This is a genomic window from Pseudoalteromonas sp. SR45-4, assembly GCF_014163535.1.
In the GTDB taxonomy this organism is placed as follows: domain Bacteria; phylum Pseudomonadota; class Gammaproteobacteria; order Enterobacterales; family Alteromonadaceae; genus Pseudoalteromonas; species Pseudoalteromonas nigrifaciens.
On the sequence record NZ_JACJDO010000018.1, the window covers coordinates 21423 to 42249 of the forward strand.

The following is a 20827-nucleotide window of genomic DNA, read 5'->3' on the forward strand; positions in this document are numbered from 1 at the left end:
TATGAGTTCAACAACGCAAGTCGCTACCTTTGGTGGCGGCTGTTTTTGGTGTATAGACGCCGCATTTAGACGAGTGAACGGCGTATTAAATGTAAGCTCGGGTTACACTGGTGGCAACACAGACACTCCTACCTATAAATCAGTATGCTCAGGCACTAGCGGCCATGCAGAAGTAGTGCAAATTGAATTTGACGACACTATTATTAGTTTTGAAGTATTACTAGCAATGTTTTTCACTTTGCACGATGCCACCCAGCTCAACCGCCAAGGTAACGATATAGGCACACAATACCGCAGTGTTGTGTATTATCACAACCAAACACAGCTAACACTTACTAACGCGGTGATCGCTCAATTACAAAACCAGGTAAGCGAGCCAATAGTGACTGAGGTTAGCCCTGCCACCACGTATTATCCAGCAGAGCATTACCATCAAGATTATTACAACGTAAATCCAAACCAAAGCTATTGCAGTATTTTAATTGCCCCTAAATTGCATAAATTCGAAACCGAATTTAAAGAGTTTTTAGCTGATTAAACCCATTTTGTTACGCACAAAAAAGCTCGCTAATTTAGCGAGCTTTTAAGTTTAAGCTACCTAGCGCATATTAAAACTGGTATGCAGCACCAATAAATAAGCGTCGGTCAGCGGTGTTATAGTAATAAAATTCATCATTTATATAATCACCATCTAAATCAATACCATAGGCATCAACTTCATCGTACTGCTTATCAAACAGGTTTTCGACCCGTAAAGAAAAGCTTAACTGCTCAGTTGCTTGATAGTTACCGACTAGGTTCCATAATGTATATGAAGATAAATCAGTTAATTTACCTTTCCTATCGCCACGATACTGCAAATCGATACCCGCATCAAAATCTCCCCACCCTTTATTTAAAGACCAGTTAAAGGTATTTTTTGATACATAAGCTAACTCTTGGCCCGTTTCTAAATCTTCTGCAGATAAGTAAGTGAAGTTAAATGCATGCTCAAAACCCATTAGCTGTTGCGAAAAACTAAACTCAATGCCTTCATGGCACGCTTCGTTTATATTTGTTGGCTGCCAAGGGCCTGCAGGTGTTGGTGCCCACGCTATTTTATTGTCAAAATCATTACGGAAAATAGACACTTCTAAAGCAATATCTTGATAACTTAACAACAAACCTAATTCTTTATTCTCAGACGTTTCTGGTTTTAGGTCTGGGTTACCTGAACCTGGAAAATAAATATCATTAAAGGTAGGCGATTTAAAGCCCGTGCTTTGACTTGCTCTAAACGTAGCAAACTTATTTAAATGATAACCTACCGCTGCTGTATACGTGGTTTTATCACCAAATTGTTGGTCATGATCTTGGCGAACTGCGATATTAGCTAAAACCGTATTATCATCGTAATACGCACCTAAAAAGCCAGCAAAAACCTCACGGCTATCTTTATCATAATTACCTGCGTTGGTTTCTATTTTATCTTTGTACCAGTTCAAGCCACCATTAATATTAAGCTCATCTGAGACAATATACTGCCCAGTATAATCAATTTGATTTCGCTTAGTTTCGTACATACTAACCACACCTTCACTGGTGTTATCTTGGCTATCGCTAGAAAATGCGAATGCTATATGGTGTATTTGATTTTCGTAGCTTTTATTCCACCCTAATGATACTTGGTAGTTTTCAAAATCATTACTTTCATCACTGCTGTCTGCTGCACTGTTCTGATTATCAGAACGAGCATAACCTTCATTATACTGAGTTTGTACGGTTAGCTTGCCTAAATAGTCATCGTTATAAGCGATATTGAAGCCAATATTTTTGTTCTCATAAGCGTCTTCATCTGGTGCATGGTTTTGCAGTACATCAAAACCATCGGTTTTTTCAATTCCAGCGTTAAATGATGCACTTAAATCATTTATATTTGTTCCACCCGCCATTTGGTAGCTTTGATAAGCATTGCTGCCAAAAGTAGCATCTAAGCGAATATTATCAGCTTTACGAGTAATAATATTAATCACCCCAGCTAAGGCATCTGAGCCATAAACAGCAGCGCGAGAACCTTTAACAACTTCAATACGCTCAATAGTATTAAGGGCAATATTACTAATACCTTTATAGCCAAGAGTAGCCGAGCCGACTCTAACACCATCAATTAAAATAAGGGTATGGCGTGAACCTGAACCGCGTAGCGAAACACCTGAATTTTGGCCAAAGCCACCATTTGAGTTAATTTGAAAACCAGCTTGAGAAGCCAACAAACTAGGTAAGTCTCGCACATTACTTTTTTCAATATCAGCACGGTCAATTACGCTAACACTGGCCAGCACATTACTAATAGGTTGTTCGAATTTATTAGCTGTAACGGTAATTTTTTCGATTGGTTGCACTGTTGCAGATACTGAAAATGAAAGTGCAGCCGAAATTGCCACACCTAGAGCGGTTTTATTTAACATGATGTCCCCTACCTTTGCCCACCGCAAAGATGTTAATAAGTAAGATTGCTTCAAGGCCGGTCTCCGGACTCAGTCAACACTATAATAGCTGCTAATACTTTACCGTTGCGGGGGCAGTGTTGGGGTTGTTATCGTCTTGAAAACGCACCAACTTCCCGATTATCTTGCTGTTAATTTCAATACTTTGAAACGTATACAAAGGTATTAAGCAAGCACCTTGAAAATAGGTCGCTATTGTGAGTATTTTGTTTATAAATGTCAATAGACGTCTATATAGCCAAAGTTTAATTTTTAACGATATAAACCCTCAACAATCACTGTAAAAGAGTTAGATTACATACCAAGCTACTAATAGCAAAAAAGCCAAACTTCATTGCTGTAGCTTGGCTTTTTTAACACAAATTTTTTAAAAATTAGTCTCCTAATCTCTATAATATCTGTAATCTGTTTTATTAATCGCGGAAGTTTTTAAACTGAAATGGCTGGCCTAAATCGGCGCTGCGTACTACTTGCATAGCTTCTTGAAGATCATCTCGCTTTTTACCCGTTACGCGTACTTCTTCACCTTGAATGGCGGCTTGTACTTTAACTTTTGAATCTTTAATGGCTTTAACTATTTTTTTAGCCATCTCTTTTTCAATACCTTGCTTTAAACCAACGTTACGAAAAACATTTTTACCCGCTCGGCTAATATCTTGCAATTCAAGGCTTGATACATCCATACCACGCTTAGAAATTTTACTCGCTAAAATATCAAATAATTGTATAACCTGAGAGTCAGCTTCGGCTTTAAGCTTAATTACTTTATCATTTAGCTCAATCGATGCATCAACTCCTCTAAAGTCAAAGCGAGTTTCTAGTTCACGGTTTGCATTATCAACTGCGTTTTTAGCTTCGTTCATTTCTACTTCAGATACAATATCAAATGAAGGCATTGATTTCTCCTAACTATTTTATCTTAATTTTATACTTAATTTATTAAAGCGATTATAACGCTAAAACTATAAATCTTTACACTTTTATGCATCTTGTTCAGGTGCGATACTAAATTAGTTTGATATACTACGGTTTCTTTTTTAAGCGATTTTAGGATTTGTTGTGACAAGGCGTATTTATCAAGCAATTTTTTTAATTAGTATTGTGGTGTTTACCTTTTTATTTGCGAAAGAAATAAAAGGGGTTGGCAACCTGTTTCCTCATGTTGATAAAGTAGCCCACTTTGGGATATTTTTCATCCTTGCCATAATAATGGATAAAGCGTTTAAACTCCCTTTATACGCACAAATACTTTTATTAGCCGGTTACGGTGCTGCAATAGAAATAATGCAAGACGCACTTCCATATAGGCAAGCATCAATCGCAGATTTTATTGCAGATTTTGCCGGCGCAGCAAGCTACTTTATAATCAAAGCAATTTTAACCCCACGTAAAAAGAACTCTCATGGCTAAAATTCTTATTATTGGCGACGGCGCAATAGGCTTATTATTAGCCCACTTTTTAAGTGCGCAGCATAGTGTAAGCGTGTTAACCCGAAAAAGTACGAGTAACACTCGCTTTTACAGTAGTGACAACAGTGCTTCACAAAAAATAAATGCCTCTTTTATTTCATTAAATGAGCTTAATAGTTTACCTAAATTTGATGTGTTTTTATTTACGGTAAAAGCCTTTCAAGTGCAAAGCGCATTTGCACAAGTAAAACAGTTTTTGCCTCAGCATTGCTCTGTTGTGCTTTCGCATAACGGTATGGGTAATGTAGAGCAGTTAAAATGTGAGCTTAATGAGCACCAAGCGCTTTATTTTTTAACAACGAGCATGGCAGGGTTTAAATCAAACCAATATATAGTACAGCACACTGGTAATGGGCAAAGTATAATTGGCGGATGTAACAACTTAGGTGTTAAAAATAGCAAAATTATGGCGGATCAATTAACCGCGATCCCCCTTTTAAATGCGTCTGAGAATATTGAGCAGCTACGTTTTAATAAGTTATTAGTTAACATAGCAATAAATCCGCTAAGTGCGCTACATAACATTAAAAATGGTCAGTTGCGCGAGCCTCAATATTGCTCAATTATAATTAACCTGCTAACCGAAGCATGTAATATTGCTAAGGCAAAAAACCTTGATGTAACGTTAATCAATGCACTGAGCAGTGCGTATGATGTGATGGCACGTACCGCAGAGAACTTCTCATCTATGCAACAAGATGTTGCTCACAATAGAGCAACTGAAATAATGGCAATTTGTGGGTACATTAGCGAGCAAGGCAAGCTTTATAATATAAAAACCCCTTTTAACGATGAACTTTTAGCTAAAATTGCAGCAAAAAAAAGCGCGGTATAAACCACGCTATTTAATATCGTTAACTTTTACGGGCGATATACCTTTACCGTAGTAAAGCCTTGTTCGTGTAGAATAAGCGCTTGTAACTGGCTCATTACACCCCTATCGCAATACAAGTAATAGTCTTGATCTTTTGGTAAATCACCAAACTTAGTTGCTAAGCGAAAAAACGGCAAATGCACCACTTCTATAGAATCAATTTCCAGTGGTGCTGCTTCTTCTTCCTCTGGAGAGCGAATATCAATTACCACTGCACCAGCTGGTAAATCGGCAACCGACTCAGCTTCTTTTAGTTCCTGCTTAGCTTCTACATCAATATCGCGCACATCCATTACTCGTGCGTTTTCTATTACGGTATTAAGAATATCAAAGTCGAACTTCTCTTCTTCTGCTTTTATTACTTCTATTTTAGCTTTAACAGTTGGCTTTTTAGAAATAACACCACAGTATTCTGGCATCGTTTCGGCCATTTCGGCCGTACCAATTTGACGTGCAATATTAATAATTTCTTGTTTATCGTGTTGAATTAACGGGCGCAAAATAAGGGTTTCGGTTACGCGGTCAATAACACTTAAATTTGCTAATGTTTGGCTAGAAACCTGACCAATACTTTCACCGGTTACCAAGGCTTGAATATTTAGTTTTTCGGCCACTTTACTGCCTGCGCGCATCATCATGCGTTTAAGCACCACACCCATTTGGCTGTTTTCAATATTCTCTAATATTTCTGCTACTACAGGTTCAAAATCAACGGTAATAAATTTAACTTTATGAGTTGAACTGTATTTATTCCACAAGTAGTAGCTCGCTTGTTTAACACCAATTTCGTGCGCCGCGCCGCCTAAATTGAAAAACAAAAAGTGCGTACGAGCGCCCTTGCGGATCATTTGATAACTGGCTACACCCGAATCAAAACCGCCAGACATAAGCGATAATACATCTTCTTGTGTTGGCAGCGGGAAGCCTGCCATGCCTAGGTGTGTATGCGATACTATGTAGGCTTTCTCGTCTTTTATTTCAAGGCGTATCGTTACTTCTGGGTGGCTTAGCTTTACGCTTGCACCGGCAACATGCTGATTTAGTCCACCGCCCACATAACGTTCTAACTCCGTTGAAGTAAAGTCATGCTTACCAATACGTTTGGCGCGTACACAAAACGTTTTACCTTCAATGGTGTGACCAACTAATTCAATGGTTTTTTTATAAATATCGTCAAGCGTTTCAAAGCTCGTTTCGGTTACTTCAATAAACTGCACAATACCCGGAATTCGCGCTAGGCTGTCAATAAAAGTGGCACGTGTTTGCTCACCTTCTAGTAGGGTAACTACTGAGATATTGTCCCAGTTATTTCTAACTTGTACTTTTTCGTCAATACGGCGCAGTACAATCTTAATGTTATTTTCTAACACTTTAGTAAAGCGTTTACGAACCGAGCGGCTTTTGATGGCAATTTCAGGATGTAGTTTGACGATAAATTTAAGCATAGTTCACTCTTAGACTGCGGGAATTCGCGCTCCCAGGCATTGGGCGCGCGATTATAGCAAAAAAATTAACGCCTAGGAACTAAGAGCAGCGGGAATACTTGGGGCTGAGTGAGCAAGTTGCGTGTATTTTTCGCGTAACTGGTTCATTTTATCGCTACTTTTATCTGTACTATAGGCTCTAAATAAAGTTAATACTTTTAAAATACCATGATAAATATCTTGCTCGGCAAGTGCACCGCTGAGCCTGCGGGCTTTAATATAAGGGGTCCAAAAACTAACTGTTAATTTAAGCGTGTGTGCAAGTTCGAGCGCATCTTGCTCGTTAATCGCAATCATTTCACTATCGCGTAAACCAAGTATTATTTTACGCACCTGTTCTAAAAGCTCTAGTTGAAAATCAATATAAGCCTGCTTTAGCTGCGTATCTCGCGCCAAAATATCGCCTAAATTGTCGTAAAAAAAGTGGTAGCGCCACATCAGTTCAAATAACGAATCTAGATATACCGTTAACTGACTAAATGCATCATCATTTTTATTTATAGGTTTAAAATGAGTGCTCAAGTGCTCACTATACAGCGCAAAAATATGGCGAATAATGTCTTCTTTATTTTTAAAATGGTAGTAAAGATTACCCGGGCTCATGTTTAAATGCGAGGCTATATGATTAGTTGATATCGCTCGCTCACCATGCTCATTAAACAATGAAATACTGGTGTGTATTATTTTATCCTTGGTATTCATATACTAACACTCTATTTTATTCAACAAGTTACAATTCGTACAATAAGTTGTCTAGTATAAACAAAAACAGCATAATTAAACACTCTGTGTAATAGCTTAGTCGTGACAATTAAAGCCACTTACTAGGCTGATTTGTATAAAAAACACTGTTACACTAATGCTAAAAATAATACATAGCGATACTTTATGAAAATCACTGCAATTTATCCAGGTACTTTTGATCCGCTAACTAACGGACACACAGATCTAATTCAACGTGCCTCAAAAATGTTTGATACTGTTATCCTTGCTATTGCCCACAACCCTAGTAAACAACCTTGTTTTAACCTTGATGAGCGTGTAGCTCTAGCTAATACTCTTTTAAGTCATATAGATAATGTAAAAGTAATAGGGTTTTCAGGATTACTTGCTGATTTGGCACGCGATCACAATGCTAATGTATTAATTAGAGGTATAAGAGCGGTTTCTGATTTTGACTATGAGTTTCAGCTAGCGAATATGAATCGACGCCTAAACCCAGATTTAGAAAGTGTATTTTTAACCCCATCAGAGCGAAATTCGTTTATTTCGTCAACCTTAGTAAAAGAAGTTGCACGCCATAATGGTGATGTAAGCGAATTTGTAGACCCTATTGTAATGGCTGCACTTAATAAAAAGCTAGGTTGCAGCTACAGCAAATAAGCTAACGAGCGCATTACTTAAGTGCGCTATTCAAACTATTAACTCGCATTTTTGTTTTATTATATATCCAGGCTAACCCTAATAAATCTTTATTAATAATCAGCACCAAAGCCATTAGTAAGTCAATCGAGATAGTACCTATAACGTATACAGCCCAAAACCACCAATAATCAATATTACCAATAATAACAGTGTCATAATGCATACCTAAAAATAGCATCGCATTAATGCTCATTCCTGTGATTAAATATATAAGTGCCGTAGGGATCGTATACTTTGTTTTAATACCCCAAATTATTACTATTAATATGGTAACAATATCAAACATAAAATAATCTAAATAGGTAACTGTTTTTAAGCTTAGTACTGCACTAGAAAAGTAAGAAACCATCATAATAAGCGATAGCTGTACTCTACTTTTATCAGGTTTATTAATACTCGACGATAAATTAAATAAAAAGGCGATTAGAAATAGCCAAGTTACAAAGGCGCTTATGTTTTCACCTAAATCAACAATAAACCTTAAAAAATCAATCATTCGAGTTTATACCCACACAGCTATTATCATCTTTGACTATAAACCTCAGAATACATGATTTTAGCTTTATCAGTCCCAAAAAGTCTTTATTTATAAAAAGCACTGTAATCATGAGTAAATCGATAACGTTAACGCCAATTGAATAAACACTCCAAAGCCACCATTCGTCAATGTTATTTAATACATACAAGTCGTAATAAATAGCTATTGTTAGGCAGGCATTAACAAATAATCCAAGAATAATATAATTACTGGCTGTAGAAGTTAATACATAAGAAATTAATATAGCGGCTATTAATAGTGCAATTGTTAGTAAATCGTAGAGAATCCAATCTAGGTAGATATTATTTAAAATAGGCAGTAAATCACTAAAAGTGTAGGAGCACATCATTATAGCGGCTATATAGATTAATGACTTATCTGCCTTATTAATACCCGACACTAGCGAATATAAAAAGGCCATTAAAAAGCCCCATTGTATAAATGCGCTTACGTAATCAGCTAAAAGTAAGTCTAGTAGATACATTAATTATTGACTGTATTTTAAGTTGTTTTTTTAGAAAGAGATAGTACTTTGCTTTTTAGCTTATGTATGCGGAGGAAATCTCTATCTACAATTAACGCAACAATCATAATGAGATCAACCACATTTACTGTAAATGAATATATATCCCAGAAAAACCACGCTTGAGTGTTATTCAGTATGAACACATCCAAGTACATAAGTAAAAAAAGAATCGAGTTTATAGATAAACCTACAATTAGATATAAAAAGGAGGGAGTAGTTTTTTTTATAAAAAAGTAAGCTACTAACAATATAGTTATAGTTACCAAGTCATATATAGCCCAGTCAAAATAGTCAGCTGCGCGTATTGATAGCCAAGTGAGAAAGTAATCGGAAATTGTATACGACACCATCATTACAAATGAGCTAAAAAAAAGAGTAGAGTTTCTTTTTGTATTTAATGAAAATACGAAGGCGTTAAAAAAAAACGCCATCAAAAAACCCCACATTGAGAATGCTGATAGAGAAAACAAACCAAAAAAATCAGTCAAAAACATTCATAACCCTAAAATCATTTAGGCCTTGTAGGGATAATAATGCCACCTACACGCTGAAGGTCTGCGCCACCAGCGGCTGCTAACGCCTCTTGAGAGAAGCTTACTGTATCAGATTGCAGGGTTTTAGGGCTAGCAGTTTGTTCCATTGCTGGCTTTAATTGTTGCGTTTTGTTGTATGCTTGCATTTGTAGTTGGCTGTTAGCTGAAACTTGCATGTGATTATTCCTTGTAAGTGTTTTTTGTATTATTGGCGTAATCTTGTATTACACTTTTAAAAGTGGGTAATTATATTTACCTTATATTTAACAGTGACCTTCTCATCAAGGCTGTTACTGCATTTTACACTTGTAACAAAAGCAACCACTGTGCCAACTTTTAATTAACAGTTTTAAATAGCCATAAAACTTTATTTTAATACTTAAAATGAGTGTTTTTCACCCATAAAAAAACGCACGAGGGTAACCCGTACGTTTTTTACATCTAGGGAGTTTAAGCCACGAATTTACACGGGATCTCCGCTTTATTACTTAGCTTTAAAATATATTCCATTGCTACTTCATCGCAGTTTTCTTTACGTAAACAAAGCTCACAATCTTTCATTACTTTTTCTGGTAAGCTTTCTTTGGTACAAAAGCTAAAACGCTGTTTTTCAAAAAAATCTGGGACTCGGGTTAGCACTATTACTCTATTTAACGCCAATTTTTTGGCTTTCGCTAATAAATGCTCAACTAGTTGCCGCCCTTGTCCTGATACTGCGCTTTGTGGATCTATACCCAAAGAACGTATTTCCGCTAAACCTGTGTCGTAAATGTACAGTGAAGCACACCCAGATACTTTGCCGTTAATTTCGGTTACAGCAAATTCGTTAATCGAGTGCACCATATCGCTTTTAGCACGTGGTAGGTTTTCGCCTACCGTAGCCCAGTGCTGAACCAGTTTAGCAATCGACTCAACATCGTCTAAATTAGCATCACGAACCGTTATTTGCTGTTTTTTTTTCGCAGCTTTAATAGCGCTGGTTACTTGTTCAATTGATGTTCCGCCAAGTGCTTGACGCGCTTTAATGCAGGCGTCAATTTCTAGTACCGGATAAACATCATCTGCAAATACGTCACTTACAGATTTGTATTGCTCAAGCGATAAGTCTTCCAGGGTTTTACCTTCACTAATGGCCAATTGTACTAGCACACCTACAATATGGTGTCCTTCTCTAAAAGGTACGCCCTTAGCTACCAAGTAGTCGGCAAGCTCAGTTGCATTTGCATGGCCACCTTTTGCCGCTGCAAGTGTACGCTCGCCTTTGACTTTAATACCTTTAATACACGCTTGTGCCATATGAATACAGGCAAGCCACGTTGGCATAGCATCAAATATGCCTTCTTTGTCTTCTTGCATATCTTTATTATAAGCAAGTGGCAGTGCTTTTAGGGTCATCATCATGGCGCTAAACGCACCAAAAACACGTCCGGTTTTACCACGAATTAGTTCCAGTGCATCTGGGTTCTTTTTTTGTGGCATTAACGACGAGCCCGATGTCACATTATCGGCAAGCTCTATAAATCCGGCTTCGCCTGAGTTATAAAAAATAAGGTCTTCTGACATACGCGATAAGTGAATCATCGAAATAGACGCACAACTTAATAGCTCTACTACAAAATCACGATCAGATACGCCATCAAGGCTATTTTTAGTCGCTCCTGTAAAGCCTAAACCTTGTGCCAATGCTTGACGATCAATTGGATAAGCCGTACCCGCTAATGCACCACTGCCCAGTGGGCAAAAGTTCATCCGCGCTTTAGCATCTTGCAGGCGGCTTTCATCACGCTCTAGCATTTCTACGTAAGCCATACACCAGTGACTAAACAACACCGGTTGTGCACGTTGCAAATGCGTATAACCAGGTAAAATAGTCCCTAGCTCACGCTCTGCTAATGCAACAAACTCACCCTTTAACTGAGCAATAGCTTTTAAAATATGATCGGCAGTGTCGCGACACCACAATCTAAAATCGGTGGCTACTTGGTCATTACGGCTGCGCCCTGTATGTAATTTTTTAGCTAAATCACCTACTTTTTCGATTAACGCAGCTTCAACATGTGAATGAATATCTTCTGCGCCTGAAGTTGCTACCGCTTGTGGATCTGCTTTTACTTCTTCAAGCAGTTGGTACAATGCTGCAACTAATTCTTGGTGCTCGTCACTTGATAACACATTAACTTGCTCAAGTGCGCCAGCCCATGCAACAGAGCCTATAATATCTTGCTCTGCTAATTGATAATCGAAAGGAAGAGAGTCGTTAAATTGCTTAAACGCCTCGTCTGGACCCGTAGAAAAACGCCCGCCCCATAATGCCATGAAATATCTCCAAACCCGATATTGCCCCTTTTTACAAGGGGCGTAAAAATTACTTTTTAGCTAATGCTTTTATTCTGCTTGATAGCGAGAATAAACGAATAAAGCCTTCTGCGTGTGATTGGTCGTACACATCGTCTTCACCAAAGGTAGCAAACGCTTCGCTGTATAAGCTGTGTGGCGACTGTTTTTGCACTGCGGTAACTTGGCCTTTGTATAGCTTAAGTACAACTTCACCTGTTGCATCTTTAGAAAGCGCTTCAGCACCAGCTAAAATAGAGTCTTTAAGTGGTGTAAACCAACGACCGTCATATACTAAATGTGCAAACTCGCCACCCAGTACTTCTTTCCACTTACGGCTTGCTTTATCAAGCACTAGTTCGTCAATGGCTTGCAGTGCCGCCATCATTACAGTACCACCTGGGGTTTCGTAACAACCGCGCGATTTCATGCCCACTAAACGGTTTTCTACAATATCAACACGGCCAACACCATGAGGCGATGCAATATCGTTTAATTTAACTAAACAATCATAAGGTTTAAGCTGCTCACCATTTACTGCAACAACTTCACCTTCAACTACATTTAGTGTTACTAGTTCAGCTTTATCTGGCGCTTGCTCTGGAGAGTTTGTCCAGGTCCACACTTTTTCACTTGGTTGGCACCATGGATCTTCAAGTTCGCCGCCTTCGTGCGAAATATGCCATGCGTTTGCATCACGGCTATAAATTTTTGTAGCCGATGCCGAGCATGGAATATCGCGCTCAGCTAAGTAATCTAGCAATGACTCACGGCTTGATAAATCCCATTCACGCCATGGCGCAATTACTTGTAAATCAGGCGCAAGCGCTGCAAAACACGATTCAAAACGTACTTGGTCGTTACCTTTACCTGTACAACCATGAGAAAGTGCATCGGCACCCACTTTACGCGCAATTTCTACCTGTGCTTTAGCAATAATTGGGCGCGCCATAGACGTACCTAATAAATAAGTACCTTCGTAAATTGAGCCTGTTTTAAGCGTAGGGTAAATGTAATCACTTACCATTTCGTCTTTTAAGTCAACTACATAACACTCAGAAGCACCCGATGCGATAGCTTTAGCTTCTACGCCTTCAAGCTCCTCTGCACCTTGACCAACATCGGCCACAAAGGCAATAACTTCACAGCCGTAATTTTCCTTTAACCATGGCACAATGGCCGACGTATCAAGACCACCTGAATAGGCTAAAACGACTTTTTTAAATGAACTCATAGGTGTTCCTTAACAAAATTTGGATTTAATAATGTAACTAGCAGAGCGTTTTGCGCATGCATACGATTCTCGGCTTGTTGTATAATTTTTGACGCTGGACCGTCCATTACCTCAGAGGTAATTTCGAACTCACGGTGTGCCGGTTGGCAATGTAACACTGTTGTTGCACCGGTTTGCTCTAATAATGCTTTATTTAATTGATAAGGCATGTATTTTTCTTTCACTAACTCAAGTGGTGTGGTGTCGCCCATTGATACCCAAGTGTCGGCGTATACTGCGTTTGCACCAACAGCAGCTTCTACTCTGTCGCTCACCATTACTGATGCACCATTCATTGCTGCTATTTGTTCCGCTTTTTTCAGAATTTGTGAATCTGGAGAACACCCTTTTGGCGTAACAGCAACAAAGTCTGTGCCTAATGTGGCAGCAAGTAACATTAATGAATGCGTTACGTTGTTGCCCTCACCTAAATAAGCTAACTTTAATTGACTCACATCGCCATGCACTTCTTGTAATGTTAAAAAGTCAGCAAGTGCTTGGCAAGGATGATATAAATCACACAAGCTATTAACTACTGGCACCGATGAATACTGCGCTAATGTGGTTAATGTACTGTGCTGATTTACGCGCGCTACAATACCATCTGCCCATGTAGAAATATTAAGAGCAAAATCTTTTACCGACTCACGTGCACCCATTGCGCCATTTTGTTGATCTAAATACACGGCATGCCCGCCTAAGCGATTTATACCAATATCAAACGATAAACGTGTACGTAAGCTTTGTTTTTCAAATAAAGTAACCACTGACTTACCAGCCAATACTTGGCTGTATTTTTTAGGGTTTGCTTTAATACCTTGCGCTAGCTTTAATAAGTTAAGTGCGCCTTGTTGGTCTAATTCTAAACCCGTTAAAAAATTCTCAAACATAATAAACCTATGGTGTAATTTTAGTTCCGACATGCTTGCCTTGCAGCAAAGCTGTTAAGTTTTCTGGCTTTTGCCAGCTGGAAATATACACACCGCGTCGTAAGTGTTGGGCAGCGTGAAGACTGGTCTTAACTTTGACCTCCATCCCGCCCACAATTACTCCTTCATTTATTAAAGTATCAATGTGTTTTGTATCTAGTTGATGTAAAGGCTGCTTATTTGCATCAAGCACTGCTTCAACATCGGTCATAAATATTAGTTCTGCGTTTAAGTTGTTGGCAATTGCAGCGGCGGCTTCGTCAGCATTAACGTTGTACCAAAGGCCTTGCAGGTCAAAACCAATTGAGCTGACAATTGGCATACGGCCAATTTTTAGTAAATCGTTAATAATCGAATCATCGTTACTGGTGCATTTACCCACTAAACATAATGCTTTTAATTTTTGCGTGGCAGTAACACCGGCTTCGTACAAACTTAAACCAACTGGTTTTTGGCCAGCATTAATTGCCGCACTCATTAATTGTTTATTAGCACAGCCTGCAAGCGCGCCCACTATGTACGGCATTTGCTCTTTAGGGCTAATACGTAAACCTTGATGCTTTGCGCTAGCAAAACCAGCGTCTTTAAGCCAAGTGTCTACAAGCGCGCCTCCGCCATGCACAATGACAAACTGCGCGTTGTGCTGCTCATTAAGTACTGAAAATAATGCTTTAGCCGCGTTTTCGGTATTAAGTACAGCGCCACCAAGTTTAATTACCCAGGTTTTTTTACTCATTTAAAACGATCCTTTTAAGCCTGTGGTATGCGCCAATCCCATTGATAAATTAATACACTGCAAAGCTTGTCCTGCAGCACCTTTTAATAAATTATCAATGGCAGCTATAACAATTAACTGTGTGCCTTGTTGCTGCCAGCCAATATCTACATATGGCTGTTTAGCTACGCCTTTAATTGAGGGGATTTTATCACCCAGCAAACGAATTAACGGCTCATCGGCAAGTACTTGGTACGCTTGAGTTACTTGCTCAATGGTGACATTAGGTTTTAATTGCACATAAATAGTTTCTAAAATACCACGCGGGAAGTTACCTAAATGCGGTGTAAATAAAACATCATGACCAAGGTGTTGCTCTATTTCAGGGCCATGACGATGATTAAACAAACCATAAGGGGCAAGCGATACTTCGCAAAAATGAGTACCAATGCTAGCTTTACGTCCTGCGCCGGTTACACCCGATACCGCATTAATTATAATTGTTTGCTCAGTTAATAAATCGGCTTGCTGCAAAGGCTTAAGTGCATTAAGCGCAGCCGTAGGGTAACAACCCGCTACAGCTACTAATTGCGCCGCGGCAATAGCATCGCTATTCCACTCAGCCAAACCATAAGCAGCTTGATTTAATAACTCTGGATGTTGATGCTCAAAGCCATAATAAGTAACGTAGTCGTCATTGCTCGCAAGGCGATACCCGCCAGATAAATCAAATACCTTTTTACCCATGGCTAAAAAACGCGGCGCTAAATCTACGCTTACTTTATGATCGGTACATAAGCACACGTAATCGGCACTGTTTTCTATATCGCTAAAAGCAGATTCACTAAGAGGTAGTAAAGGCTGATCGAGTAGCCCTAAGTGTTCGGGGTATAAATCACTCAGCAGTTTATTTTTATCTAAGCTACCTTGAGATACATAACAACCAGTTAAAATTAATTTGGGGTGCTTAGCAACTAAACTTGCTAGTTCTGCGCCGCTATAACCGCTTGCGCCAATAATCACTACATTCATTGTTTACTCGTTATTTAAAATTAGTTACTACTTATCCATGTTGTTCGCTTAAACTAGCTCTGAGGCTAATTAAGACTTTAATTTATTAATGAATGTTGATTATCGTCGTATTATTTTCATGGCGCTACTTTTAAAATACTTATGCTTAAAAAGTGAATTGATATTCATCATAAATACTTTTATATTGTTATGCAATTAAATTGATTACTTATTTTGGATTTTTTATGTCTTTGCCTTCATTTATTTCTATGTACCAACAATTAATTGCAGCACCTTCTATTAGTGCCATTGAAGATAGCCTGTGTATGAGTAATAAAAATGTTATTGAATTACTGGCACAATGGTGTGAAAGCTTAGGTTTTAGCTGTGAAATAATTGAATTAGAAGGCGGCAAAGGTCGCTATAATTTATTAGCTAAACGCGGTAAAGGCGATGGTGGATTAATGCTCGCTGGCCATACCGATACAGTGCCATTTGACGATAGCCGCTGGAATCATAATCCATTTAAATTGACCGAGCACAACAACAAACTATATGGCTTAGGTAGTATTGATATGAAAGGCTTTTTTGCTTTTGTACTGCAAGCTATTAGTGAACTTGATGAAAAACAGCAAACTCAGCCTATTTTGATCTTAGCCACCGCCGATGAAGAAACAACAATGGCCGGTGCTCAACAAATTTGTAAACATCCAAATTTAAAACCAGATCGCTGTATAATTGGCGAACCCACTGATATGACTCCAGTATTTACACATAAAGGGCATATGAGTACCGCAATTAGAGTAGTCGGACGCTCAGGCCATAGCTCAGATCCCGAACGTGGTGTTAACGCCATCGAAGTAATGCACAAAGTGATTACAAAACTACTGATCTTAAAAGAACAGTTAAAGCATAAATATTCAATAGAACACTTTGAAATACCCTATCCAACCTTAAACTTTGGTAATATTCATGGCGGCGACAACGCCAACCGAATTTGTGGTTGCTGCGAAATGCATATAGATATGCGCCCATTACCGGGCTTAAGCGTGCAAGAACTGCAAATGTTAGTACTTGATGCAACTCACGAAATAAACCAGCAATACCCAAATGCCGTAAGCGTAATTGATTTACACGAACCAATTCCTGCATTTACTGGTAGCACCGATAGCGCTTTGGTTAAACTAGCCGAAAAAATAGCGGGGCAAAAAGCGGTGGCAGTAAACTACTGTACTGAAGCGCCATTTATTCAACAGCTTGGTTGTGAAACCATAGTAATGGGCCCCGGCTCTATAAACCAAGCGCACCAACCTGATGAATTTTTAGCAATGGAGAAAATTAAGCCTTCACAGCAAATTATCACTAATATAATTAAAGCGAGTTGTTTTAGCTTTTCTTAATTGCGATTATAAAAATAAAAAAGACGCTAAATAGCGTCTTTTTTATTTAAGCTAATATTTTAATTACATATACTTGCTTAAATACTTTTTAAATACCGGATCTGTTTTAGCCAACTCTTTTTGTTCAGCTAAAATTTCTTTTAAAATAACGCCTGATGTAAGTGGGTTAGCAAGTACTACCCTAAATACCACGGTGGGCTGATTATCGTATTGAGTAGGCGTTAAACGCGTACGTGATACAAATGATCGCCCTGATTCACGTTGCCGTTTTTGCATACTTGCAGTAAAGCGATTAAGTGAGGCAAAAATATCAATCCGTGTTTGTGGATCAGCATCTGCAATTGCCTGCTTTATTTGCTTAGGCACATAACGATACGTTAATAAGCACAGCTCTGGCTCTGAGATCAGCTCAAAATCTTCATCTGCTTTAATTAAATTAGCAAAGTAATGGGCTTTTTTAATACTACGATCGATTAGCATTTCGTAGCCTTTACGGCCAATTACACGTAAGCAAGCATGTACTAACATTGCCATACCCGGGCGACTTCCCTCAAGTGTATGGCTACCTAAATCTTTTGAGCCTTTACGTAAAATATACTCTGCATGATGTTCAATTGCATCGGTAGCGGTTGGATCTTTAAACAACACCAGCCCAGCTCCCATAGGAACATACATTTGTTTGTGTGCATCAATGGTAATTGAGTCTGCGCGCTCAACACCTTTGAGTAAATGGCGATGGGTATTAGATAATAAAGTTGCCCCGCCCCATGCAGCGTCAACATGAAAGTGGCAATTAATGTCTTGTGCTAAATCTGCCATCGCTTCAAGGGGATCGATATTACCAGTTTCTGTGGTACCCGCTACTCCAATAATGGCCATTACTTTAATACCTTGCGCTTCAAGCTCTAAGGCTTTTTCGCGCATGGCATTAACATCAACTTTATTGTTTTCGCATGTTTTAATACCCACTAAGTTTTCACGACCAATTCCTAATAAATCAGCCGCTTTACCTAACGAATAATGGCCTCGCTCAGAAATTAAAATAGCTAAGCCTTTATAGCCGTAATGCAGCATACCGGCAATTAAGCCTTGTGCGCCTATCCCCCTAAAGTCGCCATCGGGTTTTAATAACCTATTTCGCGCAATCCAAAGCGCCGTAATATTAGCTACAGTACCGCCTGAGCAAAATGCACCTAACGATGTTTTTGCACTGTGCATCCATTTAGCATAAAACTCGTCTTGTTGCCCGTACGCTAAATGATGCATCATTCCAAGCACTTGGCGCTCAAGTGGAGTAAAAGCTTTAGAGGTTTCTATTTTTACTAGGTTTTGATTTAGCCCTACCATTAACTTTGATAATGGTAGTAAAAAATGAGGCAAAGCAGAAGTCATATGGCCAATAAAGCTAGGCGCTGCGGTATGCACAGAGTGCGCAACCAACTGCTCCATTATATCTTGCGCATAAGCAGATACAAACGTTGGATCTTCTGGGATCATCGCCGACTGAAAGTCTTTTTCAATTTCGTGTAATGGTTTTTCAATTGCCGCAATGTTTTCGTTTAAAAAACCTGCTAAATTACTCGATATTTCAAGCTCTATTTTGCTTAAAGTTGAGTCTGGCGCTTCAGGTACAGTAAATATACGCTTAAGGCTTTCTTTAGAGGCGACGGCAAAACGCTTTTGATCCATCTTAATACCTAGTGTGTGGCTAAAACGCCTGCTGCTCTATTAAACACACTAAATTAAGGTGCTATTTTAGTAACAGGGTTTTTAATAATTGCGCTAACTTTACTGCAATATTAAGAAAATGTCTCGCTTAAAGCCATAAAAACACTAAATGACATGACAAATAATATTAATTTTGACCGGTTTTTATCTTTTTAATTCAAAATCAATTAAGTCATTGGGCATTTGTTTTTTTTGCGTATAATTAATTTAACAATAAAAAGGGAATTATATGCTACAAGGAAAACTAAAAATAAATGGGTTAATAAGCGCTTTTATGCTGTTTTTAATCAGTTTAATTATCTGTGTTTATTATACTTATAGCACTATTCGCAGTGATGTAATTAACGCCCTTGATAATCGTCTTATTAATGCAGCCACCAGCGTTAAATATATTTTGGGCGATGACTATCACAGTAAAATAAATAAAACCCAAACTATTAGCTTTGCAACTTACGAAAGTAAAAGTAAGCAGCTTTCTGAGCTTGCACAAGCACTCGATATTGCTTACGTGTATTCTATGGTGCTAATTAATGGCAAGGTTCATTTTAGCGCTTCTAGCTACACCCAAGAGGATCAAAATAGTGGCAAGGTAACCCAGTTTTTAGATTTATACCCAGAGGCAACTAAGGCTAATATTGGTGCCTTTTTATCTACTGAGCCTGTTTTTGAAATATCGAGTGATCAATGGGGCGACTTTAAAACTATTTTTATTCCGCATATTGATAAAAATGGCATTACATATTTAACTGCTGCCGATATAAGCCTTAAAAGTATCAATAATAAGTTAGCGCAAAGCGCCTCAATATCGGCTGTTTTAGGCGGCTTTTTTTTAGTTATTATTATATTGTTGCTAATTATGTATAACTTCGCGACTAAACGCGCCGCCATGAGAGACTCTGGTAGCGGTTTTGCTAATCATATCGCGCTTGAAAAATATTTTTTAAACAGCCCTGTTCACCATATGCAAATGGCCATAGTTTGGGTGAACGAAATTGAAAATATAAACCGCTTTTACGGCACTAAAGTGGGTGACAATGTAATGAAAAAATTACTGATACACTTTAAAAAGCACAGCAATATAAATTATCGTATTTACCGTGTAGCAACCAATAAATTAGTGTTACTAACGCCCAAAGAAACCCCATACGAAGAACTAAGTAATTTAATTCAATCGTATAATTTTAATACGCCCTTTTTAACCAACCCTTTTATTTACATTACTTTATGTGCAGGTATTGCCCGAGGAAATAAGTCGTTGCTGCTAAAAAATGCCCATATTGCGGCTTTACAGGCAAAACAAGGTAACCTTAGTGTTGTTAATTACTCTGAGGCTATAAATGACTCAAAGTCGCTGTATTTATATAATTTAGAAATAGCAAAAGAAGTACGTGAAGCGTTTGAACAAAAGCGCGTTGTGCCCTATTTTCAGGCTGTTATTGATATAGAGTCTAAACAAACACTACACTACGAGTGCACACCACGAATTGTGACTCCACAGGGCGAAATTTTAAAACCCGATGCATTTTCAAATACCGTAATACGCTTGCGTATGGATGGCTTATTAACCCGTACTTTATTTTCGCAGTGCCTTAGCCGCTTTCGTAAAACACAAATTAGTTGGAGTTTAAATATTACTATTGAAGATATATTAGACCCTAGCATAAATGAATACATTGCTTACGAATTACAGCGCTATCCGCACCCTGAAAATATCACTTTAGTTTTATTTGAACCACAAGTTATCGCCAATTATTCAAGCGTAAGGGCATTTATAACTATGGTTAAAAGTAAGGGGATCAAGGTGATGATAAACAGTTTTGGCAACGACTTTGCAAATACACTAAATATTTTAAAATTGGAAATTGACGCAATAAAGTTAGATGGCATGCTAATAAAGCAAATAGTTAATGATGAGAACACGGCATTATTTGTTGATTACACAGCCAATTTTGCAAAGCAGCAAAATATTCAACTAATTGCCTCTATGGTAGAGAACAAAGCTATAGCTACGGCGCTCAAAAAAGTAAATGTGACGCTAATGCAGGGTAATTTCATTGCCCACCCAGCGCCACATGTTAATCCATTATTTGAGCAGTAAAGT

At 38.3% G+C, this 20827-nt stretch carries 19 protein-coding genes and 1 riboswitch; of the genes, 6 read left to right on the plus strand and 13 right to left on the minus strand.

What is annotated here, in order from left to right:
• Position 1 precedes the first annotated feature (1 nt).
• Complete coding sequence (gene msrA, locus H5058_RS09505; RefSeq protein WP_182677840.1) at positions 2-538, plus strand: peptide-methionine (S)-S-oxide reductase MsrA; 537 nt, start codon at positions 2-4, stop codon at positions 536-538.
• A gap of 70 nt (positions 539-608) precedes the next feature.
• Here the strand turns inward: msrA and H5058_RS09510 are convergent, their stop codons facing one another.
• Positions 609-2447, minus strand: coding sequence for a TonB-dependent receptor domain-containing protein (locus tag H5058_RS09510; protein WP_182677842.1), 1839 nt, complete (start codon positions 2445-2447; stop codon positions 609-611).
• A gap of 36 nt (positions 2448-2483) precedes the next feature.
• A riboswitch (cobalamin riboswitch) is annotated at positions 2484-2649 on the minus strand.
• A gap of 250 nt (positions 2650-2899) precedes the next feature.
• Positions 2900-3382 (minus strand): YajQ family cyclic di-GMP-binding protein, encoded by a 483-nt coding sequence (locus H5058_RS09515; RefSeq protein WP_011328934.1) that lies wholly within the window; start codon positions 3380-3382, stop codon positions 2900-2902.
• A 163-nt stretch (positions 3383-3545) separates the two neighbouring features.
• Here H5058_RS09515 and H5058_RS09520 point away from each other — a divergent pair, with 163 nt between their 5' ends.
• Both H5058_RS09520 and H5058_RS09525 read left to right on the plus strand, forming a co-directional pair.
• A complete protein-coding gene (locus tag H5058_RS09520; RefSeq protein WP_086993954.1) occupies positions 3546-3896 on the plus strand; it encodes a VanZ family protein in 351 nt (116 codons plus the stop codon).
• Entirely contained in the window at positions 3889-4791 is a 903-nt protein-coding gene (locus tag H5058_RS09525) for a ketopantoate reductase family protein (protein WP_182677844.1), read from the plus strand. The genes H5058_RS09520 and H5058_RS09525 overlap by 8 nt, the downstream gene beginning before the upstream one ends.
• 26 nt (positions 4792-4817) lie before the next feature.
• Here H5058_RS09525 and thiI read toward each other — a convergent pair whose 3' ends face one another.
• Entirely contained in the window at positions 4818-6275 is a 1458-nt protein-coding gene (gene thiI / locus H5058_RS09530; protein ID WP_011328937.1) for a tRNA uracil 4-sulfurtransferase ThiI, read from the minus strand.
• A gap of 72 nt (positions 6276-6347) precedes the next feature.
• The gene (locus H5058_RS09535; RefSeq protein WP_058373949.1) at positions 6348-7016 is read right to left on the minus strand and encodes a TetR/AcrR family transcriptional regulator; all 669 of its coding nucleotides are present in this window, start codon (positions 7014-7016) and stop codon (positions 6348-6350) included.
• A gap of 186 nt (positions 7017-7202) precedes the next feature.
• On the opposite strand from H5058_RS09535, the gene coaD reads away from it, so the two are divergent.
• A complete protein-coding gene (gene coaD / locus H5058_RS09540; protein WP_058373950.1) occupies positions 7203-7697 on the plus strand; it encodes a pantetheine-phosphate adenylyltransferase in 495 nt (164 codons plus the stop codon).
• 13 nt (positions 7698-7710) lie between these two features.
• On the opposite strand, the gene H5058_RS09545 is transcribed toward coaD, so the two are convergent.
• The 8 genes from H5058_RS09545 to argC form a co-directional block, all read right to left on the minus strand.
• Positions 7711-8235: a hypothetical protein gene (locus H5058_RS09545; protein WP_182677846.1), complete on the minus strand. Its 525-nt coding sequence runs from the start codon at positions 8233-8235 to the stop codon at positions 7711-7713.
• On the minus strand, positions 8228-8698 hold the full coding sequence (locus H5058_RS09550) for a hypothetical protein (protein WP_259398622.1): 471 nt from the start codon (positions 8696-8698) through the stop codon (positions 8228-8230). Before H5058_RS09550 ends, H5058_RS09545 begins: the two co-directional genes overlap by 8 nt.
• A 613-nt stretch (positions 8699-9311) precedes the next feature.
• On the minus strand, positions 9312-9512 hold the full coding sequence (locus H5058_RS09555; protein WP_182677850.1) for a hypothetical protein: 201 nt from the start codon (positions 9510-9512) through the stop codon (positions 9312-9314).
• A gap of 274 nt (positions 9513-9786) precedes the next feature.
• Complete coding sequence (gene argH, locus H5058_RS09560; RefSeq protein ID WP_011328944.1) at positions 9787-11652, minus strand: argininosuccinate lyase; 1866 nt, start codon at positions 11650-11652, stop codon at positions 9787-9789.
• Between the two features lie 49 nt (positions 11653-11701).
• A complete protein-coding gene (locus H5058_RS09565) occupies positions 11702-12904 on the minus strand; it encodes an argininosuccinate synthase (RefSeq protein ID WP_011328945.1) in 1203 nt (400 codons plus the stop codon).
• Positions 12901-13833, minus strand: a complete 933-nt coding sequence (locus H5058_RS09570; protein WP_182677852.1) for an ornithine carbamoyltransferase — start codon at positions 13831-13833, stop codon at positions 12901-12903. Before H5058_RS09570 ends, H5058_RS09565 begins: the two co-directional genes overlap by 4 nt.
• A 7-nt stretch (positions 13834-13840) precedes the next feature.
• Positions 13841-14608 (minus strand): acetylglutamate kinase, encoded by a 768-nt coding sequence (gene argB, locus H5058_RS09575; protein ID WP_182677854.1) that lies wholly within the window; start codon positions 14606-14608, stop codon positions 13841-13843.
• Positions 14609-15619 carry an N-acetyl-gamma-glutamyl-phosphate reductase gene (argC, locus tag H5058_RS09580; protein ID WP_182677856.1) on the minus strand — a complete coding sequence of 337 codons (1011 nt, stop codon included), beginning with the start codon at positions 15617-15619 and terminating at the stop codon, positions 14609-14611.
• Positions 15620-15843: 224 nt separating this feature from the next.
• Here argC and argE point away from each other — a divergent pair, with 224 nt between their 5' ends.
• A complete protein-coding gene (gene argE, locus H5058_RS09585; protein WP_086993975.1) occupies positions 15844-16998 on the plus strand; it encodes an acetylornithine deacetylase in 1155 nt (384 codons plus the stop codon).
• Between the two features lie 63 nt (positions 16999-17061).
• Here argE and panP read toward each other — a convergent pair whose 3' ends face one another.
• Positions 17062-18687, minus strand: coding sequence for a pyridoxal-dependent aspartate 1-decarboxylase PanP (panP, locus tag H5058_RS09590; protein ID WP_089368661.1), 1626 nt, complete (start codon positions 18685-18687; stop codon positions 17062-17064).
• A 268-nt stretch (positions 18688-18955) separates the two neighbouring features.
• Here panP and H5058_RS09595 point away from each other — a divergent pair, with 268 nt between their 5' ends.
• Positions 18956-20824 carry a GGDEF domain-containing protein gene (locus H5058_RS09595; RefSeq protein WP_182677858.1) on the plus strand — a complete coding sequence of 623 codons (1869 nt, stop codon included), beginning with the start codon at positions 18956-18958 and terminating at the stop codon, positions 20822-20824.
• Positions 20825-20827: the final 3 nt, after the last annotated feature.

Bases quoted from the DNA above. Each gene is read 5' to 3' on its own strand.
- msrA (WP_182677840.1), top strand. From the start codon at position 2: ATGAGTTCAACAACGCAAGTCGCTACCTTTGGTGGCGGCTGTTTTTGG.
- H5058_RS09510 (WP_182677842.1), bottom strand. From the start codon at position 2,447: ATGTTAAATAAAACCGCTCTAGGTGTGGCAATTTCGGCTGCACTTTCA.
- H5058_RS09515 (WP_011328934.1), bottom strand. From the start codon at position 3,382: ATGCCTTCATTTGATATTGTATCTGAAGTAGAAATGAACGAAGCTAAA.
- H5058_RS09525 (WP_182677844.1), top strand. From the start codon at position 3,889: ATGGCTAAAATTCTTATTATTGGCGACGGCGCAATAGGCTTATTATTA.
- thiI (WP_011328937.1), bottom strand. From the start codon at position 6,275: ATGCTTAAATTTATCGTCAAACTACATCCTGAAATTGCCATCAAAAGC.
- H5058_RS09535 (WP_058373949.1), bottom strand. From the start codon at position 7,016: ATGAATACCAAGGATAAAATAATACACACCAGTATTTCATTGTTTAAT.
- coaD (WP_058373950.1), top strand. From the start codon at position 7,203: ATGAAAATCACTGCAATTTATCCAGGTACTTTTGATCCGCTAACTAAC.
- H5058_RS09545 (WP_182677846.1), bottom strand. From the start codon at position 8,235: ATGATTGATTTTTTAAGGTTTATTGTTGATTTAGGTGAAAACATAAGC.
- H5058_RS09550 (WP_259398622.1), bottom strand. From the start codon at position 8,698: ATGGCCTTTTTATATTCGCTAGTGTCGGGTATTAATAAGGCAGATAAG.
- H5058_RS09555 (WP_182677850.1), bottom strand. From the start codon at position 9,512: ATGCAAGTTTCAGCTAACAGCCAACTACAAATGCAAGCATACAACAAA.
- argH (WP_011328944.1), bottom strand. From the start codon at position 11,652: ATGGCATTATGGGGCGGGCGTTTTTCTACGGGTCCAGACGAGGCGTTT.
- H5058_RS09565 (WP_011328945.1), bottom strand. From the start codon at position 12,904: ATGAGTTCATTTAAAAAAGTCGTTTTAGCCTATTCAGGTGGTCTTGAT.
- H5058_RS09570 (WP_182677852.1), bottom strand. From the start codon at position 13,833: ATGTTTGAGAATTTTTTAACGGGTTTAGAATTAGACCAACAAGGCGCA.
- argB (WP_182677854.1), bottom strand. From the start codon at position 14,608: ATGAGTAAAAAAACCTGGGTAATTAAACTTGGTGGCGCTGTACTTAAT.
- argC (WP_182677856.1), bottom strand. From the start codon at position 15,619: ATGAATGTAGTGATTATTGGCGCAAGCGGTTATAGCGGCGCAGAACTA.
- argE (WP_086993975.1), top strand. From the start codon at position 15,844: ATGTCTTTGCCTTCATTTATTTCTATGTACCAACAATTAATTGCAGCA.
- panP (WP_089368661.1), bottom strand. From the start codon at position 18,687: ATGGATCAAAAGCGTTTTGCCGTCGCCTCTAAAGAAAGCCTTAAGCGT.
- H5058_RS09595 (WP_182677858.1), top strand. From the start codon at position 18,956: ATGCTACAAGGAAAACTAAAAATAAATGGGTTAATAAGCGCTTTTATG.